The 22,844-nt window shown below is 34.2% G+C and carries 19 protein-coding genes and 1 riboswitch; of the genes, 13 read left to right on the plus strand and 6 right to left on the minus strand.

The genetic code is table 11. The features are described 5' to 3' along the window. Window positions 1-263: 263 nt before the first annotated feature. The gene (abc-f, locus tag AB1K81_RS03425; RefSeq protein ID WP_412975248.1) at window positions 264-1,841 is read left to right on the plus strand and encodes a ribosomal protection-like ABC-F family protein; all 1,578 of its coding nucleotides are present in this window, start codon (window positions 264-266) and stop codon (window positions 1,839-1,841) included. Window positions 1,842-2,444: 603 nt separating this feature from the next. Here abc-f and AB1K81_RS03430 read toward each other — a convergent pair. Continuing rightward, on the minus strand, window positions 2,445-2,600 hold the full coding sequence (locus AB1K81_RS03430; protein WP_412975249.1) for a hypothetical protein: 156 nt from the start codon (window positions 2,598-2,600) through the stop codon (window positions 2,445-2,447). 6 nt (window positions 2,601-2,606) lie between these two features. Continuing rightward, entirely contained in the window at window positions 2,607-3,887 is a 1,281-nt protein-coding gene (locus AB1K81_RS03435) for a helix-turn-helix domain-containing protein (protein ID WP_412975250.1), read from the minus strand. A 200-nt stretch (window positions 3,888-4,087) separates the two neighbouring features. Between AB1K81_RS03435 and dacB the strand changes: the two genes are divergently transcribed. Beyond that, the gene (gene dacB, locus AB1K81_RS03440) at window positions 4,088-5,482 is read left to right on the plus strand and encodes a D-alanyl-D-alanine carboxypeptidase/D-alanyl-D-alanine endopeptidase (RefSeq protein WP_412975251.1); all 1,395 of its coding nucleotides are present in this window, start codon (window positions 4,088-4,090) and stop codon (window positions 5,480-5,482) included. A gap of 18 nt (window positions 5,483-5,500) precedes the next feature. Here dacB and AB1K81_RS03445 read toward each other — a convergent pair whose 3' ends face one another. Continuing rightward, window positions 5,501-5,977 carry an SRPBCC family protein gene (locus AB1K81_RS03445; RefSeq protein WP_412975252.1) on the minus strand — a complete coding sequence of 159 codons (477 nt, stop codon included), beginning with the start codon at window positions 5,975-5,977 and terminating at the stop codon, window positions 5,501-5,503. A 197-nt stretch (window positions 5,978-6,174) separates the two neighbouring features. Here AB1K81_RS03445 and AB1K81_RS03450 point away from each other — a divergent pair, with 197 nt between their 5' ends. Next, window positions 6,175-8,331, plus strand: a complete 2,157-nt coding sequence (locus AB1K81_RS03450; protein WP_412975253.1) for a type IA DNA topoisomerase — start codon at window positions 6,175-6,177, stop codon at window positions 8,329-8,331. A gap of 46 nt (window positions 8,332-8,377) precedes the next feature. On the opposite strand, the gene uraA is transcribed toward AB1K81_RS03450, so the two are convergent. Continuing rightward, window positions 8,378-9,631 carry a uracil permease gene (uraA, locus tag AB1K81_RS03455; RefSeq protein ID WP_412975254.1) on the minus strand — a complete coding sequence of 418 codons (1,254 nt, stop codon included), beginning with the start codon at window positions 9,629-9,631 and terminating at the stop codon, window positions 8,378-8,380. A 292-nt stretch (window positions 9,632-9,923) separates the two neighbouring features. Between uraA and AB1K81_RS03460 the strand changes: the two genes are divergently transcribed. Then, window positions 9,924-11,204, plus strand: coding sequence for a SpoIID/LytB domain-containing protein (locus AB1K81_RS03460; protein ID WP_412975255.1), 1,281 nt, complete (start codon window positions 9,924-9,926; stop codon window positions 11,202-11,204). A 64-nt stretch (window positions 11,205-11,268) separates the two neighbouring features. Here AB1K81_RS03460 and AB1K81_RS03465 read toward each other — a convergent pair whose 3' ends face one another. Further along, on the minus strand, window positions 11,269-11,712 hold the full coding sequence (locus tag AB1K81_RS03465; protein ID WP_412975256.1) for a DUF2663 family protein: 444 nt from the start codon (window positions 11,710-11,712) through the stop codon (window positions 11,269-11,271). Between the two features lie 162 nt (window positions 11,713-11,874). Between AB1K81_RS03465 and AB1K81_RS03470 the strand changes: the two genes are divergently transcribed. Together AB1K81_RS03470 and AB1K81_RS03475 are read left to right on the plus strand one after the other, a co-directional pair. Next, window positions 11,875-13,086, plus strand: coding sequence for an NAD(P)/FAD-dependent oxidoreductase (locus tag AB1K81_RS03470; protein ID WP_412975257.1), 1,212 nt, complete (start codon window positions 11,875-11,877; stop codon window positions 13,084-13,086). 298 nt (window positions 13,087-13,384) lie between these two features. Further along, on the plus strand, window positions 13,385-14,242 hold the full coding sequence (locus tag AB1K81_RS03475) for a VanW family protein (RefSeq protein ID WP_412975258.1): 858 nt from the start codon (window positions 13,385-13,387) through the stop codon (window positions 14,240-14,242). A 41-nt stretch (window positions 14,243-14,283) separates the two neighbouring features. Here the strand turns inward: AB1K81_RS03475 and AB1K81_RS03480 are convergent, their stop codons facing one another. Further along, window positions 14,284-14,817, minus strand: a complete 534-nt coding sequence (locus tag AB1K81_RS03480) for a YceI family protein (protein WP_412975259.1) — start codon at window positions 14,815-14,817, stop codon at window positions 14,284-14,286. A 258-nt stretch (window positions 14,818-15,075) separates the two neighbouring features. Between AB1K81_RS03480 and AB1K81_RS03485 the strand changes: the two genes are divergently transcribed. From AB1K81_RS03485 to AB1K81_RS03515, 7 genes are all read left to right on the plus strand, one after another. Further along, the gene (locus AB1K81_RS03485) at window positions 15,076-15,354 is read left to right on the plus strand and encodes a phage holin (protein WP_412975260.1); all 279 of its coding nucleotides are present in this window, start codon (window positions 15,076-15,078) and stop codon (window positions 15,352-15,354) included. Beyond that, on the plus strand, window positions 15,329-16,762 hold the full coding sequence (locus AB1K81_RS03490; protein ID WP_412975261.1) for an N-acetylmuramoyl-L-alanine amidase family protein: 1,434 nt from the start codon (window positions 15,329-15,331) through the stop codon (window positions 16,760-16,762). Before AB1K81_RS03485 ends, AB1K81_RS03490 begins: the two co-directional genes overlap by 26 nt. Before the next feature lie 160 nt (window positions 16,763-16,922). Further along, window positions 16,923-18,710, plus strand: coding sequence for a M3 family oligoendopeptidase (locus tag AB1K81_RS03495; RefSeq protein WP_412975262.1), 1,788 nt, complete (start codon window positions 16,923-16,925; stop codon window positions 18,708-18,710). A 64-nt stretch (window positions 18,711-18,774) separates the two neighbouring features. Then, a riboswitch (TPP riboswitch) is annotated at window positions 18,775-18,876 on the plus strand. 120 nt (window positions 18,877-18,996) lie between these two features. Beyond that, window positions 18,997-19,569 carry an energy-coupled thiamine transporter ThiT gene (gene thiT, locus AB1K81_RS03500; RefSeq protein ID WP_412975263.1) on the plus strand — a complete coding sequence of 191 codons (573 nt, stop codon included), beginning with the start codon at window positions 18,997-18,999 and terminating at the stop codon, window positions 19,567-19,569. A 78-nt stretch (window positions 19,570-19,647) separates the two neighbouring features. Beyond that, window positions 19,648-19,779, plus strand: coding sequence for a hypothetical protein (locus AB1K81_RS03505; protein WP_412975264.1), 132 nt, complete (start codon window positions 19,648-19,650; stop codon window positions 19,777-19,779). Window positions 19,780-19,926: 147 nt separating this feature from the next. Continuing rightward, window positions 19,927-21,342, plus strand: coding sequence for a hypothetical protein (locus tag AB1K81_RS03510; RefSeq protein WP_412975265.1), 1,416 nt, complete (start codon window positions 19,927-19,929; stop codon window positions 21,340-21,342). 83 nt (window positions 21,343-21,425) lie between these two features. Beyond that, entirely contained in the window at window positions 21,426-22,805 is a 1,380-nt protein-coding gene (locus AB1K81_RS03515; RefSeq protein WP_412975266.1) for a Glu/Leu/Phe/Val family dehydrogenase, read from the plus strand. Window positions 22,806-22,844: the final 39 nt, after the last annotated feature.

Raw genomic sequence — 22,844 nt, forward strand, 5'->3', positions numbered from 1 at the left:
GAAAATTCGGAAAGGGTGTTATTTTAAGCAGATGTTAAATTAATCCTATTTTAAAACGGTGAGTTGAATAGTTGTACGTTAAAAATATTGGGAATAGCCCTCTTTTTAGCATGCAATTCATTCACACGTTGAATAGGATTAGACTCTGCTTAGTAAACCCGATAAATGTTTCGTAAACATTTATTAGTTTATTTTGTATGGATTAAGCTTCCTATTCAATTGTGGATAGGGGGCTTTTTTTAGTTAGAAAATGGGGTGAGATCATGCTTTTATTAGAAGCACAAGATATTATCTATGAAGTGGACGGTAAAGAGATTTTAAATGTAGAGAATTTAAAAATACAAAAAGGTGACTTTATAGGGGTAGTTGGGAAAAATGGAAGCGGTAAAACGACTTTAGTTAATGTATTGACTGGTAAGGAGCAAGATTATCTAGGGACGGTGCAATCTGAAGCAAGTATAGAGTTACTACCACAATTAAAGCTTATTAACACAACGAAAAGTGGGGGAGAACTCACTCAAGAATATATCAATGAAGTATTAGCTAAGAAACCACAAATTTTATTTGCCGATGAACCAACTACTAATCTAGATAAAGAACATATTGAAAAGCTAGAACAGCATTTAAAACGTTGGATAGGTGCGGTAGTAATAGTTTCACATGACAGAGCGTTTCTAGACGCACTTTGTAATAAGATATGGGAAGTGGATGGTGGTAAGGTCAATTGCTACAAAGGAAATTATTCTGTCTACCGTGAACAAAAAGATGCCGAGATTCAAAGACAACAAGAAGAATATCTTCAATATATACAAAAGAAGCGACAGTTAGAGCAAGCATATGAATTAAAAAAGAAAAAGGCAAGCAGAGCTACGAAAAATCCTAATAAGAAAAGTGACTCTGATGCAAATCAAATGGGTAGTGGCCCATACTTTGCTAAAAAGCAAAAGAAGCTAGAAAAAACAGCCAATGCAATCAAAACTAGAATTGATAAGCTGGAAAAAGTTGAAAAAGTGAAAGAAGAGCAGCCATTAAACATGGATATCGTTCATGAAGAGTTACTTGGAAAACGAGCAATTATTCGTGTGGAAGAATTGGAAGGGAGAATAGGAACAAGGTTATTATGGAATAAAGCAACCTTTCAGATTCATGCAGGAGACAAGGTGGCAATGATTGGGAGTAATGGAGTTGGAAAGACAACATTTGTTAAAAAATTGATGGTAAAAGAGAAAGGTATTGAAATATCGCCGTCCGTAAAAATAGGCTATTTTAGTCAGAACTTAGATATTTTAAATACGGAAAAAACCATTTTAGAAAACATCACGATATCCTCTTCTCAAGATGTATCATTAATTCGTACTGTACTAGCAAGACTGCATTTCTTTCAAGATGACGTTTATAAAAAGGTAGAAGTATTAAGTGGGGGAGAGCGAGTAAAAGTTGCATTCGCAAAAATTTTTCTTAGCGACATTAACACCATTGTTTTAGATGAACCAACTAATTTCTTAGATATTACAGCAGTAGAAGCACTGGAATCTTTATTAAAAGAATATAAAGGTACGATTATTTTTGTTTCACATGATAGACGGTTTATAGAACAAGTTGCAAATAAAATCATAGCCATTAAAAATCATCATATGAAGTTGTTTGAAGGTAATTACAATGCCTATATTAATTTTCAGCCTAAAACAATTGATGAAAGTGAACAAGACTTAATGGTTATTGAAACAAAGTTGACCGATGTTTTAAGTAGGTTAAGTATAAATCCTGAATCAGAGTTAGAAAAGGAATTTCAAGATTTATTAAAGAAAAAGAAGAAACTATTGAATAAAAAAGAGGTGTAGGGGAAGTCCTATACCTCTTACTTTTACGATTAAACTGAAAAAAGAGTGTATCTCAGGGAGAAGGAAATCTTACAGAAGATGGATCTAGGACTTCATCACTGCGTTTTGGAACAGAGCAGAAATTATCGATTATTAAAGAAGGAAGAGGCTATTGGAAGTACATCCCAACAGGAAATAATACCGTTCAGTTCTTAACTCAATACAACTATGAACCTAGATTTTGGCAAACTTGGTAATATAGTTGATCATTTTCTATATTTTCCATTAATAGGATGGGCAACAGCGATAAGTTTTGTTGTATTAATACGTTGGAGTGAGAACGTATATCGAGTAGAGAGCATTCAGAAGAGTCAAATGCTGGTGGTTTTTAACAGTAGGTAAAAGCACTTTTATGTTACCTGTAGAAGAACAATTTATGTAGGGATAAAATTGACCGAATTAAGCGATTCACATCAAATGTGAATATTTTCCTTGCCATTCTTACGGAAAGAGTACACTATTAAGAAGTTTAAAAACGAGGGAATATAATGGAGTAAAACACTCCTTGCGCATTCCTACTTCCTGGAGATGACAAGGAAAATTACACATTTAGTACATTTCTACTTATGGTTTAACAGTAGTTGGAAATGGCTCAGGCTCTTCATCGTTAGCAAAAAAGTTAGTTTGCCCTATGAAAGAGGCATTACTTGCTGTAGCTAGAAAACTACCAGATACAAGTAGGAATGTAACTAAAAAGAATGTAAAAATGGATTTCTTCATTCATTTTCACCTCCTTTCAAGACAAGTTATCTCAGCTATTGTTTTATAAGCTTTCTCATAATAATGGCTAGATAGCTTATATTTCCTGTTATCTTTGTAGAACTTTGCAAGTATTTTAGTGTAAAATACTTTTTCAAATATTAGTTCTTTTTCTTCTACAAAGGGTATAACTTCTTTTGTCATTAAATCTTCAAAAGTATCATCGATTCCATTAATTAAGTGCTTATATACGGTAAACTCGTATACATAAGTTGAATCAAGTGGATTAAGTGATTTAATTAAATTTAAACCTAAATCTAACCAGACTTTTGAATTTGAAATGTCACCTAAGTTATAATATTCTTTCATTAAACTAGAAATAGGTATTATCTTCATAGTATCAGAGTCATATTTTCTAAGCTCATAGCTTTTAAGATAATAATTAATAGCATCAGTAGGTTGTTTCCAATCCGAAAACATGGACCCAATGTTTTGATAACATAATTTTAATAATAAACTATTATCTATCTTTTCTACTATGTCGATAGCATGGTAATAGCTGGCTTTTGCTTTTTCAAATTCGCGTAGCCGTTGATACGATATCCCCAATATAATCTGACATTCAGCACATTTTTTTAGTTTATAATTTGGTTGGTAATAATCCAGTGCTCGAAGTGAATATAGTAATGATAAATGAGTTTGTCTACTTTTACTTGCTACATTGGCAATCAAGTAATAGAGATCATGTATTTCTTCCATTTTATGAAATAACTCTGCCTTATTAAGTTTTTCCGCTTCTTGATAGGATTCCAATGCCTTCTTATAAGATAATTTCCTATAGTGGTAGTTACCAATAAATTTATAAAAATAATATTTTTGAATGTCACTAAATTTCTTAGAGCTTTTTTGTAGTGAAGCGATTTGCTTTTCAGCTTCATCTAAGTCTTGAATTAAGCTATAGTAACATAGTTTATGTATTTCTATTAATGACAGGAGTTGCTTATCAATAGCACTTGATAAATTATTTTTAATACGGTTGTATAGTCTGATTGATTCATCTAATTTAGAATGTAATAAATGATGAAACCATCTAATAATGGTTTGGTCGGTAATATGTTCGTCTGAATCTAACATATTAATTTTGAGCTTTTCCCCCAAAAGTTCAATAATCTCATCCGGTGGTTCAGCGGTACCATTCTCAATCTTAGACAAGTAGGATACCGAAATAATTCCATTAGCTAAATCTGCTTGCGTCATATTTGCTCTTAAACGATTGATTTTAATTGCTTGTCCTAAATCATTTCCCATTTTTTTCACCTCTACGACTTCCATTATAATTAAAAAAAAGATAAAATACTATACAATAGTAATAATATTCAACAAAGTTAGAAAATACATAAAATGTTCCTGGATTTTGAAGTTTTTAAGGAAAATTTTCCTGAAATTAGGGTGAAAAAAAGAAGATTTATAAATTAAACTATGTTTATAAAGAAAGAGGGGTAAAGTAAATGAATGTTCATTGGAAAAGAATTGAAGAGTTAATTAATCTTGAGCCTAAGCTAGAAGGTGCATTAATAGGGGTAAGTATTCGCTCGAGAAAAACTGGACAAATATTATATGAGCATTTAGGAAATACCCGTCTTCACCCAGCTTCTAATATGAAAATATTTACTTGTGCGGTAGGATTGGAAGTTTTAGGGGAGGAGTATGCCTTTCCTACTGAACTTTGGATAGATGGAGATATAGTTGGACAACGATTAGAAGGGAACTTGTATATAAAAGGAAAAGGTGATCCAACTTTACTAGATAAAGATTTTGAGCAATTAGCCATAATAATCAAAGAAAAAGGAATTCAAGAAATAAGTGGAAATATTATAGGTGACGATACTTGGTATGATTCTATTCGGTTGTCGCAGGACCTTAATTGGAACGATGAGCATTATTACTATGGGGCTCAAGTTTCTGCATTAACGGCTTCCCCAAATGAGGATTATGATTCTGGTACAGTAATGCTTACCATATCTCCAGGAAAAAGCGAAGGAGATACACCAGAAATTGTGCTTACTCCAAAGACGAAATACATAAAAGTTTTAAATAATGCTACCACATTAGAAACAAATCATGAGGAAGAAGAAGCAGATATTATGGTAACTAGAGAACATGGTAGTAACATTGTTGTCGTAGAGGGAACTATTCCAAAATATTCTGCTAGTATTAATGAATGGGTAGCTGTTTGGGAGCCAACAGAATATGCATTAGAAATTTTTTGCAGATCTTTAAAGAAAAATGGAATTAGTTATTCCGGAGAAGTAAAAACTGGGAAAACACCAAAGGATGCCACTCAATTATTTGTTAGAAAATCTATGTCACTTGCTGAATTAAGTGTGCCTTTTATGAAATTAAGTAATAATGGTCATGGTGAAATCATTGTAAAAGAATTAGGAAAAATAAAGAATGGTATTGGAAGCTGGGATAGTGGATTAGAGGTATTAAATAAGACTTTGGAAAAGTTAGGTGTAGACACAAGTAAGTTAGTCATTCGGGATGGGTCAGGTATTTCACATGTTACGTTGATACCCCCGAATGTAATATCAGATTTCCTATTCCGAATTCAAGAGAAAAAGTGGTTTGATAGTTTTTATCGTTCTCTGCCAGTTGCTGGTGAAGCCGACCGAATGATTGGTGGAACACTACATGAAAGAATGTTTGGTTTAAATGTCCATGCAAAAACAGGAACAATAATGGGAGTTAGTACGTTATCAGGCTATTTAACCACAGATGAAGGGGAGGAATTAATCTTTTCTATTATGTTGAACAATCTTCTTGATGAAGAGGAAGGACCTGAAATTATTGATCGATTAGTGGAATTTATAATAAAAGAAAGCAAAACAATTTTTTCTTAATTGTTTTGCTTTCTTTAGCTAGCTTAGTGGGAGTAGAAGCTCTCTATATTTTTCATACCAAACTTTCCAATCTTCCATCCGGTCTTCTATCTTTTCACCATCTAAAATTGATATGATGACATCTAAACAAACATGCCAACCAGCCAAATCTTTCATCGTTTGCTCTGTAATTTCATTTATTCTTTCAATAAGAACTAAATTGCATCCACCCGATTCCTCTATTAATTCAAATCGAACGAGATTATCATCCCAAGTGAACTCAATTATTGATTGCTCCTCAAAATCAATAATATCCATTCTTTCAAAGCTGCCATCTCCCATATTAAAGGTAAGGTAGCCACCTTTTTTTAGTTCTGCAACCCGTAATTCATCAAACCATAAAGATAATCGGTCATTTTGAGTAAGCATTTCCCAGACGTTTACTTTTGGATGGTTTATGTGGCGTTCGAATGTAGCAATAAATTCGTCGTTATGCTTTTCTACTTTGGCTATCATGGAGTCACCGTCCTATTTTCATTAATATTATATTAAGTATAGCATTTATCATTTAACAAAGTGTATGTTCAATGTGTTAAATCCCCTGTGAACTTCACCTTGTTTGTAGTATAATAGATTCACTCACATTTTTTAAGCCTCATTATAAACCCGTTTTTTCCTCTAAAAATTCTTCAAAATGAAAGATGGTGTACGTTATGAAATTAATACTCGCTGAAAAACCCTCTGTAGCAAAAAACATAGCTGATGCTCTAAGAATTAAGGCTAAGAAAGATGGTTATTTTGAAGGGAATGAGTATATTATTACATGGGCATTTGGTCATTTGCTTCAATTGTACGATGCGAAAGACTATGATAGTAAAATGGCTAGATGGAAGATGGAAAATTTCCCGTTCATTCCTAGTAAATTTGAGTACAAAGTAAAAAGTAATCCGAAAAATAGACAGTGGGCAGACCAAGGAGCTAAAAAACAGTTAACGATTATACATAGTTTGATGAAAAGATCGGACGTTACCGAAATTATTTCCGCATGTGACTACGATCGGGAAGGTCAACTGATTGGTGATAGTATTATTTATCGTGCCAAACTGAATAAACCCGTTTATCGATTACTATTAAATGAATGGACGAAAGATGAAGTTCTACGTGGTCTTGAATCATTAAAATCTAATGAAGAATTACGTCCATTACAAGACGCCGGTGTTAGTAGACAGTGGGCGGATTGGTTAATCGGGATTAACTTAACTTCTGTTGCTACATTGAAATACCAGAAAGGGAAAGGAAAAGCTCTTAACATTGGCCGTGTTTTACTCCCTACGTTAAGGATCATTTATGACCGTGATAAGGAAATTGAAAATTTCATTCCTGAGGATTACTTTAAATTGGTTACAACGTTTAAAACAAAAAATAATGAGTTGTATGAAGGTACATATGTTGAAGAATCAGGAGATAAGTTTAAACAAAAAGTAACACTTCAAAATATCAAAGAAGAAATGGAACATAAAGTAGCAATTGTTACGGACAAAAAAGTAGAAAAGAAAAAAGAGTTTCCACCTTTTCTATTTAATCTATCCAACTTGCAAGGATATGTCACGAGTAAATATAAGGGATGGACTTCTGATAAAGTTTTAAAAGTAGCACAGTCTCTATACGAAAAGAAATTTATTACATATCCGAGAACATCTAGTACGGCACTAGAAGAAAGTTTAGTTGGGAAAACGGCTAGAGTACTTAAAACATTAGCTGAAGATTTACCTTACAAAGATGAAATTAAATTTATGAAAACAAAACGGGTGTTCAATAATGCAAAGGTGGAAAGTCATAGCGCGGTTATTCCCACTTACATGAAACCAAAGCGGTTAACTGCGGACGAGCAAATAGTCTATACAGCTATTAAAAACCGTTTTATTATGCAATTTATGCCTGTAGCAGAATATGAGGAGACAAGGCTCATTACAAAGATTCAAGATGTTGAGCTAAAAGGCTTTTTTGAATCAAAAGGAAAAGTGCAGCTAGAAGAAGGATGGAAAAAGGTAGAGAACGTTAATTCTAAAGATAAATTGCTTCCATTAGTAGAGAGAGAGGAAATCGTTGAGGTTACTGAGTCAGAAGTTACTGATCATGTTACGAAACCTCCAAAACCTCATACTGAAAAAACGTTATTACGAGTCATGGAAACGTGTGGTAAAAATGTTGAAGAGGATAATGAAGAAATGTTGGGAAGTATTTTAACTGGATTTAGTATTGGTACACCTGCAACTAGAGCAGAAACAATTAAGAAATTAAAGGATGTTGGCTATATTTCTTCACAAGGTAAGAATCTTGTAAGTACACCACTAGGCAGAAGACTAGTTGAAACTTTACCAGTTAAATCATTATTCGATTTAGAATTTACAGGAAGATTAGAAAAGACACTTTCAGATATTCAAAAAGGTGCAGTACCGAAAAAAAGTTTCCTTGAAACGATTTATAAATTCACAATGGAATCAGTCGAAATAATAAAATCAGATGAAGAGGTTACGATTCATGAGGTAACAAGTACTAAATCAAAACCTAGCAATGAAATTCTTGGTACTTGTCCGAATTGTGGTGGCAACATTATGGAAGGCTGGAAGGGATTCGGGTGTAGTAATTGGAAAGAAGGCTGTAAGTATGTTATTTGGAAAAATGATAAATATTTAGCAGCTTTACGAAAAAAACCTACAAAGACCTTAGTGAAAAATATCCTAACGAATAATAAAGCCTATGTTAAAGGCTTAACTAGTAAACAAGGCAAAAAATTTAATGCTTACTTGAGCTACGAAAAAAATCCTAATCAAGATTATTACTCCTGGAAAATGGAGTTTGAAAAGTAAAAGAAACCAAAAGCTAGTCTATCAAACTAGCTTTTGGTTTCTTTCATTATTTTTCATTTGATAGCTTTAGAATATCAAATATCTTGAACAAGATACTTAGTAGAATACCAATAATTGTAGCAAGACCCATACCTTTAAGTTCAACTTCACCAATTTGTATTACTGCTCCACTGATACCGATAACTAAAATTACACAAGTAAGAATTAGATTTTGGGATTTACTATAATCCACTTTTGCCTCAACTAACATACGGATACCACTTGCAGCAATAATACCGAATAATAGCAAGGAAATGCCTCCAAGCACTGCATCTGGAATGGAAGAAATGAGTGCAGATAATTTACCGATGAAGGAAAGTAAGATAGCAATTACTGCTGCTCCTCCAATTACCCAAGTAGAGTATACTCTAGTAATAGCTAATACGCCAATATTCTCACCATATGTTGTGTTCGGAGTAGACCCAACAAAACTTGAAAGAATAGTAGATATACCATTACCGATAAATGAACGATCTAGACCGGGGTCTTTAGCTAAATCCTTCTTCACTATATTAGATGTTACGAATAAGTGACCAATATGTTCTGGAATTAAAACTAGTGCAGCAGGAATTATGATTAAAATTGCGGACCAGTCAAATTGCATCGTGTAAAACTCAGGTAGTGCAATCCACTCTGCCTCTTTAACAGGATCGAAATCTACTAATCCGAAAAAGCAAGCAATAATATATCCAGCTACAAATCCAATAAGTATAGGAATAATCTTAAAGAAGCCTCGGAATGTTACCCAACCAATCACTGTGATTCCTAATGTTAATAATGCAACAGTTATTGCAGCCGAGTCAATATTTTCACCAATTAAACCAGCTTGACCTGCTGCAACCGGTACTAATTCTAATCCTATAACAGCAACAATAGCTCCCATCGCTGCAGGTGGGAATAATACATCAATCCATCTTGTACCCGCAACTTTTACAAGCAATCCAACTAATGTAAGAATAATACCTACTGCTAAGAAGCCACCAAGTGCATAACTATATCCAAACTTGTCAATGACAATTCCAACTGGTGCTAAAAATGCAAAGCTAGATCCTAGATAAGCGGGAATTTTCCCTTTCGTAATGAAGATATAAATCAATGTTCCGATACCGTTCATCAATAAAATAGTAGCTGGGTTAACCCCAAAGATAATAGGAACTAGGACGGTAGATCCAAACATTGCGAATAAGTGCTGAAAGCTTAATGGTAGACTTTGAAAGAAAGGTAGTCGTTGATCTACTTGAATTTCATCAAATTTTGCCATATATATTCTCTCCCTTAATTAATTAGCTCTACAGTTACCAGGTGAGAGATAAAAAAAGCACCTTAGCCTGAAAAGGCTAAGGTGCTTGATAAGCATAAGAATATAGAAATGGGCATAAACCATTTCTACTATATCTATAGACAGACGAACTGTCTTAACACCTTGCCAGTCTCACAGGACTGATTTAAAGGTAACCGTATGAACTTATCTAGATATTACACAATATCCTATTATTAGTCAATCAAAAAATTTTAATATGTATATTCCAATAATTGTTAGTAAAAATATACATATGCGATACATTACTCTTTTGTTTACCACAATATTTTGTATCATACTACCAGCAACCATTAGCGCAGAACATATGGTTACGGTAAAGCTTGTGAACTATATTGGCAATACAGATGAATTAACAATTGAAGTAAAAGGAGAGTTTTTCAGCTTAGATCCAACCTTACACATAGAAGAAGGAGTGAAATATACATTACAGTTGAAAAAGGGAGAGTTATATTTAAAGCAGGAGGGTAAGAAAAAACAGAATTTACATGGTAGTTTTGTTCTTATTCCTAACACATATGATAGAAACCATGTCATATATGTAAATGAACGGCCATATCTTGGGGCATTGGAATTTGTAATGGAAGAAAAAAACAATATACGTCCTATAAATCAATTACCGTTAGAAGATTATTTAAAAGGTGTTGTTCCTTTTGAAGTTTTTTCCTCATGGGGACTCGAAACGCTAAAAGCACAAACGCTAGCCGCTAGAACTTATGCTGTATCTAAACTTGGTGAAGTAATCAATGATACGATTAGTTACCAAGTATATGGTGGTTATGAGTGGGATAAGAATACAACGGAAGCTGTTGAAGAGACAGAGGGAGAGGTTATTACTTTCAATAATCGATTAATTGAAACCTTCTATTCTGCAAGTAACGGTGGAAAAACAGAGAATAATGCAAACGTATGGGGAGGAACAGCAATGAAGTACTTTCCTATTAAAGATGACCCATACGATCCTACTCATCCTTGGAAATTTTCTATGCATCAAAATCAAATTGATTATAGTACGATCGATTTTACGAATCCTAATTGGTGGGATAATACAATAGAGGAAGACGAAGAGATTTCTATTTCAATAAAAAATTGGTTAAATCGAAATGGATATCCAGGAAAGATAAAAATATTGGATATCCCACAATTTGAACTTAATGGTGATAAGCTCGCTTCTGGGAGAAGTGTTACAGGTTCTATTACGATAACTTTTATGAGACAGTTGCTCGAAGGCCTTATATTATTTGAACAAGTTAGTTTACAAAATGTTAATCTAAATCGAATTCGCCCAATGATTGGAGGAACACTTTTTAAAAGTTATTTAATTGATTCACTTGAACTTCAGGATAGTGTTTATACAATGAAAGGAAGAGGGTTTGGGCACGGTGTAGGAATGAGTCAATGGGGAGCTCACTTCATGGGCGAAAAAGGGAGGACCTATAAAGAAATTATTAGGTTTTATTACCCTGGGACAACTATAATGGATATTTCTTCTAAAACATTAAAATTGGAATATTAATAAAAAAACAGAGGTGGGACTCTGTTTTTTAATTTGAAATTTCTACTTACACGATATAACTTAGTTATTTGTTTTTAACAAATAGATTAACATCATATTCCTTTTTCATCATTTCCTTAATAGCACTAGTTTTATCCTGGAGGTTTAAATTTTTGGTGTCATTTAAGTGATCAATTGCTTCGGAACGTATTTTTGTTAATTTATCCTTTTCTTTTTTTAACTTTTTTTGAAAAAAATTATAGTACACAAGTGATAATGATATTAATCCAATCATCAAGAGATAAAATGGATTTAAAATAATATTTGCAAACGTTGTAAATGGATCAGAGACAGTAGTAAAATCTGTAAGATATAGCATACCAAAAAAGATTAACATAAGTATTAATGCACAGATAAGTGATGTATTTCTGCGAGTTTCATATCGTTCCTTCTCCTTTTGTTTCTTTATGACTTCCATTAACAAATTAATAGTATCCGTCGAAAGTCCTTGGAATTTTTCTAGTGGCATGTAAATCCCTCCCTTTTTCATATTTATGCTAGTCCAATCTAAAAAATCAATAAATTATATCGTTATGAAACATGGATATGTTTTTTGATTTATACATAATACTATAATTGGGACTTCTTGGTTAAACAGAAAGTAACTATTTTATAGAAGAGGTTGATACATATGAGTTCAAAGCCAAAAGTTGTTGTTTTAGGAGCAGGTTATGCGGGGATGATGACAACTAAAAAGTTAATGAAGAATTTATCTCCGGAAGAAGCAGAAATAATATTAGTCAATAAACATAACTATCATTATCAAACGACTTGGTTACATGAACTAGCTGCTGGTACGATTAACCCAAATCAAGTACGTATTATGATAAGCGATATTATTAGTCCTAATCGAGTTCGTTTAATTTATGACACTGTTGTGGAAATTGATCAGGAAAATCAAAAAGTTATACTCGAAAATAGTGAATTAATTTATGATTATTTAGTTATCAGTTTAGGGTATGAATCGAACACATTTGGTATTCAAGGTATGGATGAACACGCGTTTTTTATTGAGAATTTTGAATCTAGTCAGTTAATACGAGAACATATTGAATATCAATTCGCAAAATACCATAATGACCCAAATGCGGAAGAATCCAGCTTAGCTATTTTAGTAGGAGGGGGAGGTTTTACAGGAATAGAATTCATCGGCGAGTTAGTTGAAAAAATACCTAAGCTTTGTAAAAAATACGATATTGATAGAGGAAAAGTAAAAATCATAAATGTTGAAGCTGCTCCAACAATATTACCAGTTTTTGATAAAGATTTAGTAGCCTATGCCAAAAAGTCTTTACAAGAACGAGGGGCAGAAATAATTGAAGGTACCAAAATTAATGAGTGTACTGAAGAAGGCTTTATTGTCGGTGAAAACAATGAGCTCATTAAAGCTGGTACGATAGTATGGACTGGTGGTGTTAAAGGAAGCTCCGTTGTAGAAAAATCCGGATTTGAAATTACTAAAGGTAGAGTTACGGTTAACGGAGATTTGCGAGTTCCTGGTTTTGAAAATCTCTTTATTATCGGGGACTGTGCTTGGGTAATGAATAAAGTAGAGGAACGGCCTTATCCACCGACAGCTCAAGCAGCAATGCAGCATGCAAGTACATGTGCTAATAATATACGAGCATTAATTCGTAATGAACCATTAGAGGAGTTTGTTTTTAGTGATAAGGGGACTGTTGCAAGTTTGGGTGTGACGGATGCAATCGGCTCCATACTGAATGGAACCAAGTTAGTTGGTAAATCTGCTGCAACGATGAAAAAAGTTGTTGATGACCGCTATTTATTGTTACTCGGTGGACCAAAACTCTTATTAAAGAAAGGGAAGTTTCGTCCATTTTAATTTAAATGAGGTGTGTATGATGAAAAAGATTATGAAATGGTTAGTTATAGGAATTTCTACGATTATCGGCTACATCATTGCGAGCAGAAAAATGGAAGATAGTAGAGACTTTAGATAATTAAGTAAAGTATCTTATTAGAAAAACTCGCATTCGCTCGTTTTTTTGCGAATGCGTTAGTTTTTTATGCAGAAGGAAGAATAACTATACTTTTCTATTTTCCAAAAATTGTATGAGAGTGTTGTTTTCTGTACATGAAATTCTTCTTCCTTTCTAATAATATAAGAGGGAGGTGGGTTAATGAAAAGAGTTTTGATATTATGGATTTTTATATTTATACTTCAAAGTAATAACGTTTCTGCAAATAGCCTAGTCATTTCTGATGGTAATGTGAATGAGACAATCATTCGTGAAGATTTTGCGTATAGCTACATAGATACCATATTCGTTGATTTAGAGAAATTATCTATATTATTGGATCGTTTAGAAGAACAAGTTTATAAGCCACCAATAAATGCAACTTTAGATGATTATTGGTCCATAGTACCAGAAAAGCATGGCTATACATTAGATCGTGAAGGCTTTATTAGATTTTTTTATGAGTTTTTTTATAGTGATGTTTCGTATGAAATGAAAATTCCAAAAAAGAAGATATATCCAAAAGTAGATAGTGAATTACTATCAGATATTCGATCAAAAGAGATTGGAAGTTATTTGACATATTACCGAATGAGTAATAAAGAACGAGCACATAATATTCAACTTGCTGCTGAAGCGATTAATAATTACGTTGTCTTTCCAGGTGAGGAATTTTCATTTAATAAGGTAGTTGGTAAACGAACAGCAAATAAAGGGTATCAACGTGCACCAGTAATTGTTAGAGGAGAACTTTCTGAAGATATTGGTGGAGGAATATGTCAAGTATCTTCTACATTATTTAATGCAGTTAACCTAGAAGGCATTAAAATTGTCGAAAGATACTCCCATAGTCGGAAAGTTCCATATGTACCACCTGGAAAGGATGCAACGGTAAGTTGGTGGGGACCTGATTTTAGATTTAAAAATGAGTTTAGCCATCCGATACTAATAAGGGCAAAAGCTATAGATGGTAAAATGATTATTCGTATATATACTTCGGATGAGGTGAGAGTTAAATAAAGGATTGTTTCTCAAAAAAAATGAGAAACAATCCTTTACCATTAAGCTTGTTGATGTGCTTCAATTTCAATATTAATCTTTACGTCTTCTCCTACAAGTACACCACCTGTTTCAAGTGCAGCATTCCATACTAAACCAAAATCTTTTCTGTTAATTTTAGTGGAGCCACTGAATCCAGCAACATCATTTCCCCAAGGGTCCTTACCAACGCCTTCCATTTCAACCTCAAATGTTACAGGCTTTGTGACACCACGGATAGATAAATCACCAGTTATATCGTACTCATTATCAGAAGTTTTCTTAATCTCTGTTGCAACAAATGTCATTTTTGGATGATTTTCAATATCAAAGAAATCATTTGAACGTAAATGATTATCACGATCTGCATTACGTGTGTCAATGCTATTAAGGTTTACTGAGAATTCGATTTTAGCGTCAGTTAAATCATTAGGATCTGCTTCAATTGTCGCTTCAAAATCGGTAAAAGCCCCCTTTACCTTTGAAATCATCATGTGTTTTACTGTGAATTCTAACGAGCTGTGACTTTTGTCAACATTCCATACTGCTTTTGTCATAAACTTTCCCCTCCGTTAATAATATTTAATCCCTTACTTACTTTACGTAACTAATTATATATACATAAACAATTAAAGTCAATATACTTTAATTAAAATATTATTAATTAAAGATAAATATACTGGGTATTTTTGCCTCTTTTTAACAATTCGTATCGATTTTAATAAAGAATAATGGATTTCCATTTGCTTCGCCGTTACGAAATAAAGGACAACTGAAAATAATAATACAAAGTAGAGGAAAAGAGGTGTTATAGATTGGATAAAGGTACTGTTATACGGACAACTATCCTTTTTATGGCTTTAATTAATCAAATGTTAGTTATATTTGGTAAATCACCACTTCCAATTGATAGTGAAACATTAGAACAAATTATTGCATTATTATTTACTACTATTAGTGCACTAAATACATGGTTTAAAAATAATTATATAACAAAGAGAGGTATACAGCAGAGGGATACTTTACGAGAAAAGGGATTAATTAAAGTAAAGGAGAGGAAAACAACAAATGGCAAAACCGATCTTAATCATTGACCCTGGACATGGAGGTATTGATCCTGGCGGTGGAACTAATCGTTATTGGAAAGAAAAAGATTTAGCATTAAAGATTTCTCTGTACCAGTTTAATCGCTATAAAGAATTAGGAATACCTGTAGCGATAACAAGAACTACGGATAAAACGTTATCTCCTGATGAAAGAACGAGAATTGTTAGAGAAAGTGGAGCAAAATATTGTCATTCTAATCACTTGAACGCTGGTGGCGGTGACGGTGCAGAGGTTATTCATTCTATTTATGATGGTAAAGAAATGGCTGAAAAAATTGCCCAAGAATTGAGGAAAGAAGGGCAGAATGTGCGCCGCGTCTTTACTAGGACTTTACCTGGTAATTCAAGTCAAGATTATTACTTTATAATACGAGAAACTGGTAATGTGATAACAAACATTATCGAATATGGTTTTGCAGATTCACCTAGAGATGATATTGAACAATTACGGAACAATCATTTAGAATATGCAGAAGCAGTGGTAAGAGCTTTTTGTGATTATGCAGGTTACCATTACCGAAGTCCATCAGGAAATGTAGGTCATGTAGATGTTCCAATAAACCCACCCTCAAGCGGACCTGGTAATAATGGTGGAAACTCTGGTGCTATTAGTCAATATATTCACTTACCAGCATCAGAAAATTCGTGGAGAGTTTATCCGGTGAATGTTGCCCCAGTAAAAGGGAATGAGAAAGGGTTCTTAAATCCTGCCAAGTTCGGAGGTCTTACCTATAAAATTTTAGGTAATCCTCAAGCACATGTTTATATTATTGAAACTAGTGATTTCGGTAGAGTGCAGATATATGGACACCCGAATACCGGAGCTGTGATAAATCGAAATAGTAGTCAAACTGGAGGTAATTCACAACCAAGTGGGAATTTAGATCGCTCCACTGGGAAGCATTTACACTTACCTTCAAGTGCAACATCTTGGAGAGTGTATCCATTAGGTGTATCACCAGTGAAGGGTAATGAAGTTGGTTTTTTAAATCCTGCTAAATTCGCTGGATTATCATATGAGATTTTAGGAAGTACACAGCCAGATGTTTATATTATTGAGACGAGTGATTTTGGTAGAGTACAAATCTATGCGCACCCAAGTACAGGTGCAACGATTAATAATGATGATACTGGTGTACCCACTACAAGGCCGCCACAATCGACCACTCAATATTTAAATTTACCAGCATCAGAGAATTCCTGGCGTGTATATCCATTAAATGTATCACCAGTAAAAGGTAATGAGAAAGGCTTTTTAAATCCGGCAAAATTTGGTGGATTGAAGTATAAAATACTAGGCACAACTCAATCACATGTATATATTATTGAAACAAGTGACTTTGGCCGAGTACAGATTTATGGACATCCAAGTACTGGTGCAACCATTACGAAATGATAAAAAATGTGAGGATATCGAAAGACCTAGGTCTTTCGATATCCTCAATTTATTTCTAGTATAAAATATTTCGATTTCCAAAATATTTCTAGTGAAATATGATAAACTTATTGTTAATATATTTATTAGTTGAAATATTTAAATTCAGGGGAGAGATTTCATGCAACGAATTAAGGAATACGAGAAAACTTGGGATTTAGATGTTATTTTTTCAGGAGGCAGTGAGTCGAAAGAATTTCAGGCCTATTTGGAAACCGTATTAAATGAAATGCAAGACTTAATGTCTAGTGTTGAAGCATTTCATCCAGATGATAGTGAAAGTGCTACTAACCTAGCTACTATTGTTACAAAACTAGAAAAAACAATGAAGAAACTTAGGGAATCTTTTGCATTTATTAGCTGTTTAAGTGCACAAAATGTAAAAGATACCTCAGCAAGTCTACTTGTAGCAAAACGTAGTGAATTAGGTGCTAAAATGGGAGGCATTCGTACGACCTTAAACCAAAAGTTAGCTTCAGTTTCTGAACAAAAGTGGCAAGAAATGCTACAACTGGAGTCTTTACAAGAAGTTGCTTTTATATTAAATGAAACGAGAACAGCTGCGAAAGAGTTACTGCCTAGAGAGCAGGAAGTTTTGATTAATGATTTATCCGTTGATGGATATAATGCTTGGGGTCAGATGTATGAAGTGATTGTAGGGAAAATAACTGTAGAAATTGAAGAGGATGGAGAAGTTACTTATTATTCAGTTGGACAGGCAGCGAATAAAATGAGTAGTCCTGACCCGGAATTTCGTAAGTATGTATTTAAACAAATAAGTAAAGCTTGGGAAGACAATGCTGATTTATTTGGGCAGACATTAAATCATTTAGCTGGCTTCCGTTTACAAAAATACAAACATCGTGGATGGGAAGATGTTTTAAAAGAACCATTAAAAATAAATCGTATGAAACGAGAAACCCTAGATGTTATGTGGAATGCTATTTCCAATAATAAAAAACATTTTGTAAAATACCTAAATAAGAAGGCAGAACTTCTTGGTAAAGATAAACTAGCTATCTATGATATAGGTGCCCCTTTATCTAAAACAGTTAAAAAAGTACCTTATTCTGAAGCTGCGAATTTTATTGTGGAGAATTTCAATAAGTTTAGCCCTAAAATGGCAAATTTCGCTCAAATGGCATTTGAAAAACGGTGGATAGAGGCTGAAGACCGTGCTGGGAAACGGCCAGGCGGGTTTTGTACAAGTTTCCCAGATAGTCAACAAACGCGTGTATTCATGACATATTCCGGAACGACATCAAACATATCTACTCTTGCTCATGAATTAGGCCATGCTTACCATCAACATGTGATGAATGATATTCATGGTTTGAACCAAGGCTATGCGATGAATGTAGCCGAAACTGCATCTACTTTTGCGGAAATGATTGTTGCTGATGCTACTGTAAAAAGTGCAAAGAGTAATCAGGAAAAAGTCGCATTACTAGAAGATAAGGTGCAACGTAGTATTGCCTTCTTTATGAATATCCATGCTCGCTTCTTATTTGAAACCAGATTTTATGAAGAACGCAAGAATGGAATGGTGTCGGTAAATCGATTAAATGAATTAATGATAGAGGCACAGAAGGAAGCATATTGTGATGCATTAAGCGAGTATGATCCTAATTTTTGGTCATCAAAATTGCACTTTCATATTACTGGAACACCGTTTTATAACTTTCCTTATACATTTGGCTATTTATTTAGTCTTGGAATCTATGCTCATGCAAATAAAAGTGATAAAAGTTTTGAAGATGATTATATTGCGTTACTCCGTGATACTGGGCGTATGAATGTAGAGGATTTAGCTATGAAGCATTTAAATGTAGACTTAACAAAACCGGATTTCTGGGAAGATGCTCTAGCACTTTGCGTGAAAGACGTGGAAGAGTTTATCTCACTTTAATGAAGATTAATTGCCAAATTGAAAAACTTAAGCTACAATGTGAATAGCAAAAAAAGTGAATGAAATAGTCCACAGGGGGAGCCGGTAGGCTGAGAGTGAACAATTTGTTCTGACCCTTTGAACCTGTTAGTTAGTACTAGCGTAGGGATGGTGGCTTTTTTGATGGAATTATTAGCAATGTGAGCGGAAATTCCCCATCAGGAAGCTTCCCCTTGGCATTGCTTTTTTTGTGTTTGAAAATCAATTTATAAGATTTTTAAAATACAATTTAGGGGAGGAAATCGGTGTGAATTCTAAACGCACACTATTTTTAATTGAAGTTCCAATTTTTACAGCACTTGCTTTAGTGTTAGATTTAGTTCCATTTCTATCATTTAAAATATGGGCCCAAGGTGGTTCAATTTCGTTAGCAATGATACCAATTTTTATTGTTGCATTCCGCTGGGGAGTAAAAGGTGGGTTGCTATCAGGCTTTTTATGGGGTCTATTACAAATTGTAACAGGTAGCGCCTGGATTATGCACTGGTTACAAGGAACAATTGATTATTTAGTTGCATTTACAGTATTAGGTTTTGCTGGTATTTTTGCTAGTAAAATAAAGGAAGCTATAAAAGAAGGGAATACAAAAACTTACTTTTCCTATATCCTTCTAGGCGTCATTATTGGTTCAATGCTTAGATTTCTTGCGCATTTTGTAGCAGGTATAGTATTTTTTGAATCAGCAATTGATGGAATGAATATTTGGATATACTCGTTGTTATACAATATTAGCTATATTTTACCGTCTATAGTTATTTGTACAATCGGGATTTATTTCTTATTTCATAAGCAACCAAAAACATTGTTATCAGCAGCTTAATCTCTGAATATTTTATTCCGCTCACAACAAGGTAATCTCTACATAGAGGTTACCTTTTTTTAAAAAGGAGGTGTTTCCATGAAAGAATTAGTAGGAAAGTGTAATAGCTGTGGGAAAGAAGTATATTGTGAAAATGGTTTTCTTAATGGAGTTCATGAAGGTGGAGAACTATTTTGTATGTCTTGCGTACAACTATTAGAAAAGGATTAACTTAGTCGATATTAATCTTTAATAGTGCATACTATCATTGGAATTAAATAGCTTTACGTTAGAACTACTGAATCTAAATGTCTTCCAATCACCGCTGGTAGGTAATTCGCATAGGCTATAGCACAACGGTGAGAAAGGAAGATGGGTATGGAGCTTACATTAGCCCATTGGCTATATGGTATATTTACACTTGCTATTATTGTTACGATGATATTCCGCAAGGGTGTAGTTCTTCCAACATTACTCGGTACATTTGTTATTGCTTGGGTATATAATGGTAGCCTTGTAGATGGCTTTACTGCAATTTTTAACGCTAACTTAATAGCTGCACAAGAGTTATTTAGTATTTTTTTAATTATTACGTTTATGCTGGCGTTACTTAATTCATTAAAGGATTTAGGTGCTGACGTTCGCATGATTCAACCAATAGAAAAAATAATGGTAAATGGTCATGTTTCGTTCTTTGTATTAGTAGCAACAACTTATATAATTTCACTCTTTTTTTGGCCTACTCCTGCCGTACCATTAATATGTGCTTTACTTGTTCCGGCTGCTGTGAGAGCAGGGTTACCTGCAATTGTTGCAGCGGTCGCAATTGCTCTAGCTGGTCAAGGGATGGCTTTATCTTCAGATTTTATCGTACAGGTCGCTCCTAGTCTTTCAGCTACTGCAGCAGGGATCGATGCAGGTTTGGTAGCGGATAAGGCTTTGGTATTATCGTTAATTGCAGGTGGGGTAGCAATTCTTTTGGCTTATGTTTTAAATAGAAAATCAATTCGTTCTAAGAACGATCCATTAAATACATCAGAATTGACCACACTTAATACTGCTGAAAGCTCAAAAAATGAAGCAAAGACGAATAATCTCACAAGATGGAGTAGAGTATTTGCGGTGTTTGTTCCATTAAGTCTTTTAGTAGTAGTCATTTATATGATGTACAATAAGCTTTTTAGTGGAAGAGGTGGTTTAGTAGGGGGAGATGGAGCGGCATTTGTCGGAGGGGTTGCTGTTATTCTATTATTACTCTCCACTATAGCCTTTGGAAAACATCATGCTCTAGACTATATTACAAATCATATCACGGACGGCTTTGTATTTGCGTTTAAGGCGATGGGACCAGTCATTCCTATAGCAGGTTTTTTCTTCCTTGGTAGCGGAGATTTTTCGGGTAGCATTCTAGGAGTAGAGGAAGGACCATCCTTATTGTTTGGTCTTGTAGAGTCAACACAAGAGTTTCTTCCACAAAGTGCATTATTGGCTGCAATTAGTGTTTTAGTAATTGGAATAATTACTGGATTAGATGGCTCTGGTTTCTCTGGGTTGCCACTTACAGGAGCGCTTGCTGCATCTCTTGAAACGCCGGGGATGGATGCTGGAACACTAGCTGCTATAGGGCAATTAGGAGCAATTTGGACTGGTGGAGGAACGATTGTCGCTTGGTCTTCACTTATTGCTATAGCTGGATTTTGTGGTGTTTCGGTTATGGACTTAGTACGTAAAAACTTTATACCTGTCATTTTAGGTTTATTTGTGATGGTACTTGTAGCAGTGTTCATTCTGTAAATTTCAATAATATTAATTGGTCTCTCCAATTGAATTTGTTACAATCTTATTAAAAGGTAGAATATTCAGTTGGGGGTTTTCACATGACAAATCAAACTGTTGATATTGTAAAAGATTCGTTACAAGCTTTAGTTGACAATCAAGCATTTTTGCCAGAACTAAATGGGGAGAGGAGAACGAAAGCATTTACGTCCTTACTTTCGATTCTCTCCACTCCAAACCATGTCAATAAATCATATTTAAGAATTGCACTAGAGAATGGTCAAGTTGTTCGTATCCCTGCTTTTAGAGTTCAACATAATAATATATTAGGACCATATAAAGGTGGTATTCGTTTTCATGAATCGGTCAACGAGGAGGAAGTAGTAAATCTTGCTTCTTTAATGACGCTTAAAAACGCCTTACATCAGGTGCCATTTGGTGGTGGTAAAGGCGGGGTGATCATTAACCCCAGGGAATACAGTGAAAAAGATCTGTACGTAATTTGTAAGAAATATGTACAGTATTTCAGTGATATTTTAGGCCCTGATAAAGATATCCCTGCTCCTGATGTAGGTACTGGAGAACGGGAAATGGACTGGATGATGGGGGAATACAAAAGTATACGTCCAGGGGAATCATACCGAGGTAGTTTTACTGGTAAAAGCGTAGAAAATGGTGGGTCATTAGGACGGAGAGAAGCGACTGGTAAAGGAGTTTACTACACATTCCGATATCTCATGCATGACTTTCTAGAAAAACATGAAACTTGGGTTTCGGAGCGAGATAATAAATTTGCAAAGACTGTATTAGCTTTAAAAAGTAAACCATTAACAGTAGCCGTACAAGGATTTGGAAATGTCGGTTCTGTTGCTGCACTTGCTGCTTACCAATGCAATTATTTAAATAATAAAGTAGTAGCGGTAAGTGACCGGAATGTTACACTTCATAACTCGGAAGGACTAGATATTCCATCATTAGTGAAATTTTGTTCTTCCAATCATGGAGATCTTCCAACAACGGATATGGAGTTAAAACATATAGGTGTTAAGGCGGAAATTCTTAATCGAGAAGACGTACTGTCTTTAAATATGGATGTCTTATTTTTAGCAGCATTAGAAAATCAAGTTCATGATAATAACAAGAAGGGAATAAAGGCTAGAATAATAGTTGAAGGTGCCAATGCACCGGTTACAACGGAAGCAGATGACTATTTAAGTGAACAAGGGGTCGTTATCATCCCGGATATATTAGCTAATGCTGGGGGAGTAATTGTTTCCTATCTGGAGTGGTTGCAAGGTAGAGAAACACAGTTTTACCAAGAGGATGAAGTATTTGAAAAATTGTATGAAAAGATGAGTGACACCTTTGAAGCTGTTTTACCACAATTCTTTAATGATCCATTCCCTTTAAGACAAAACTGTTATATACATGCTGTAATGAAATTATCAACTATCCTATATCGTCAAGGTAAACTTTACTAAAGAAAATGATGTTGGGAAAAAGGAAAAATCAGGCACTTA

It is taken from the genome of Ornithinibacillus jepli (assembly GCF_047228935.1).
Lineage (GTDB): Bacteria > Bacillota > Bacilli > Bacillales > Amphibacillaceae > Ornithinibacillus.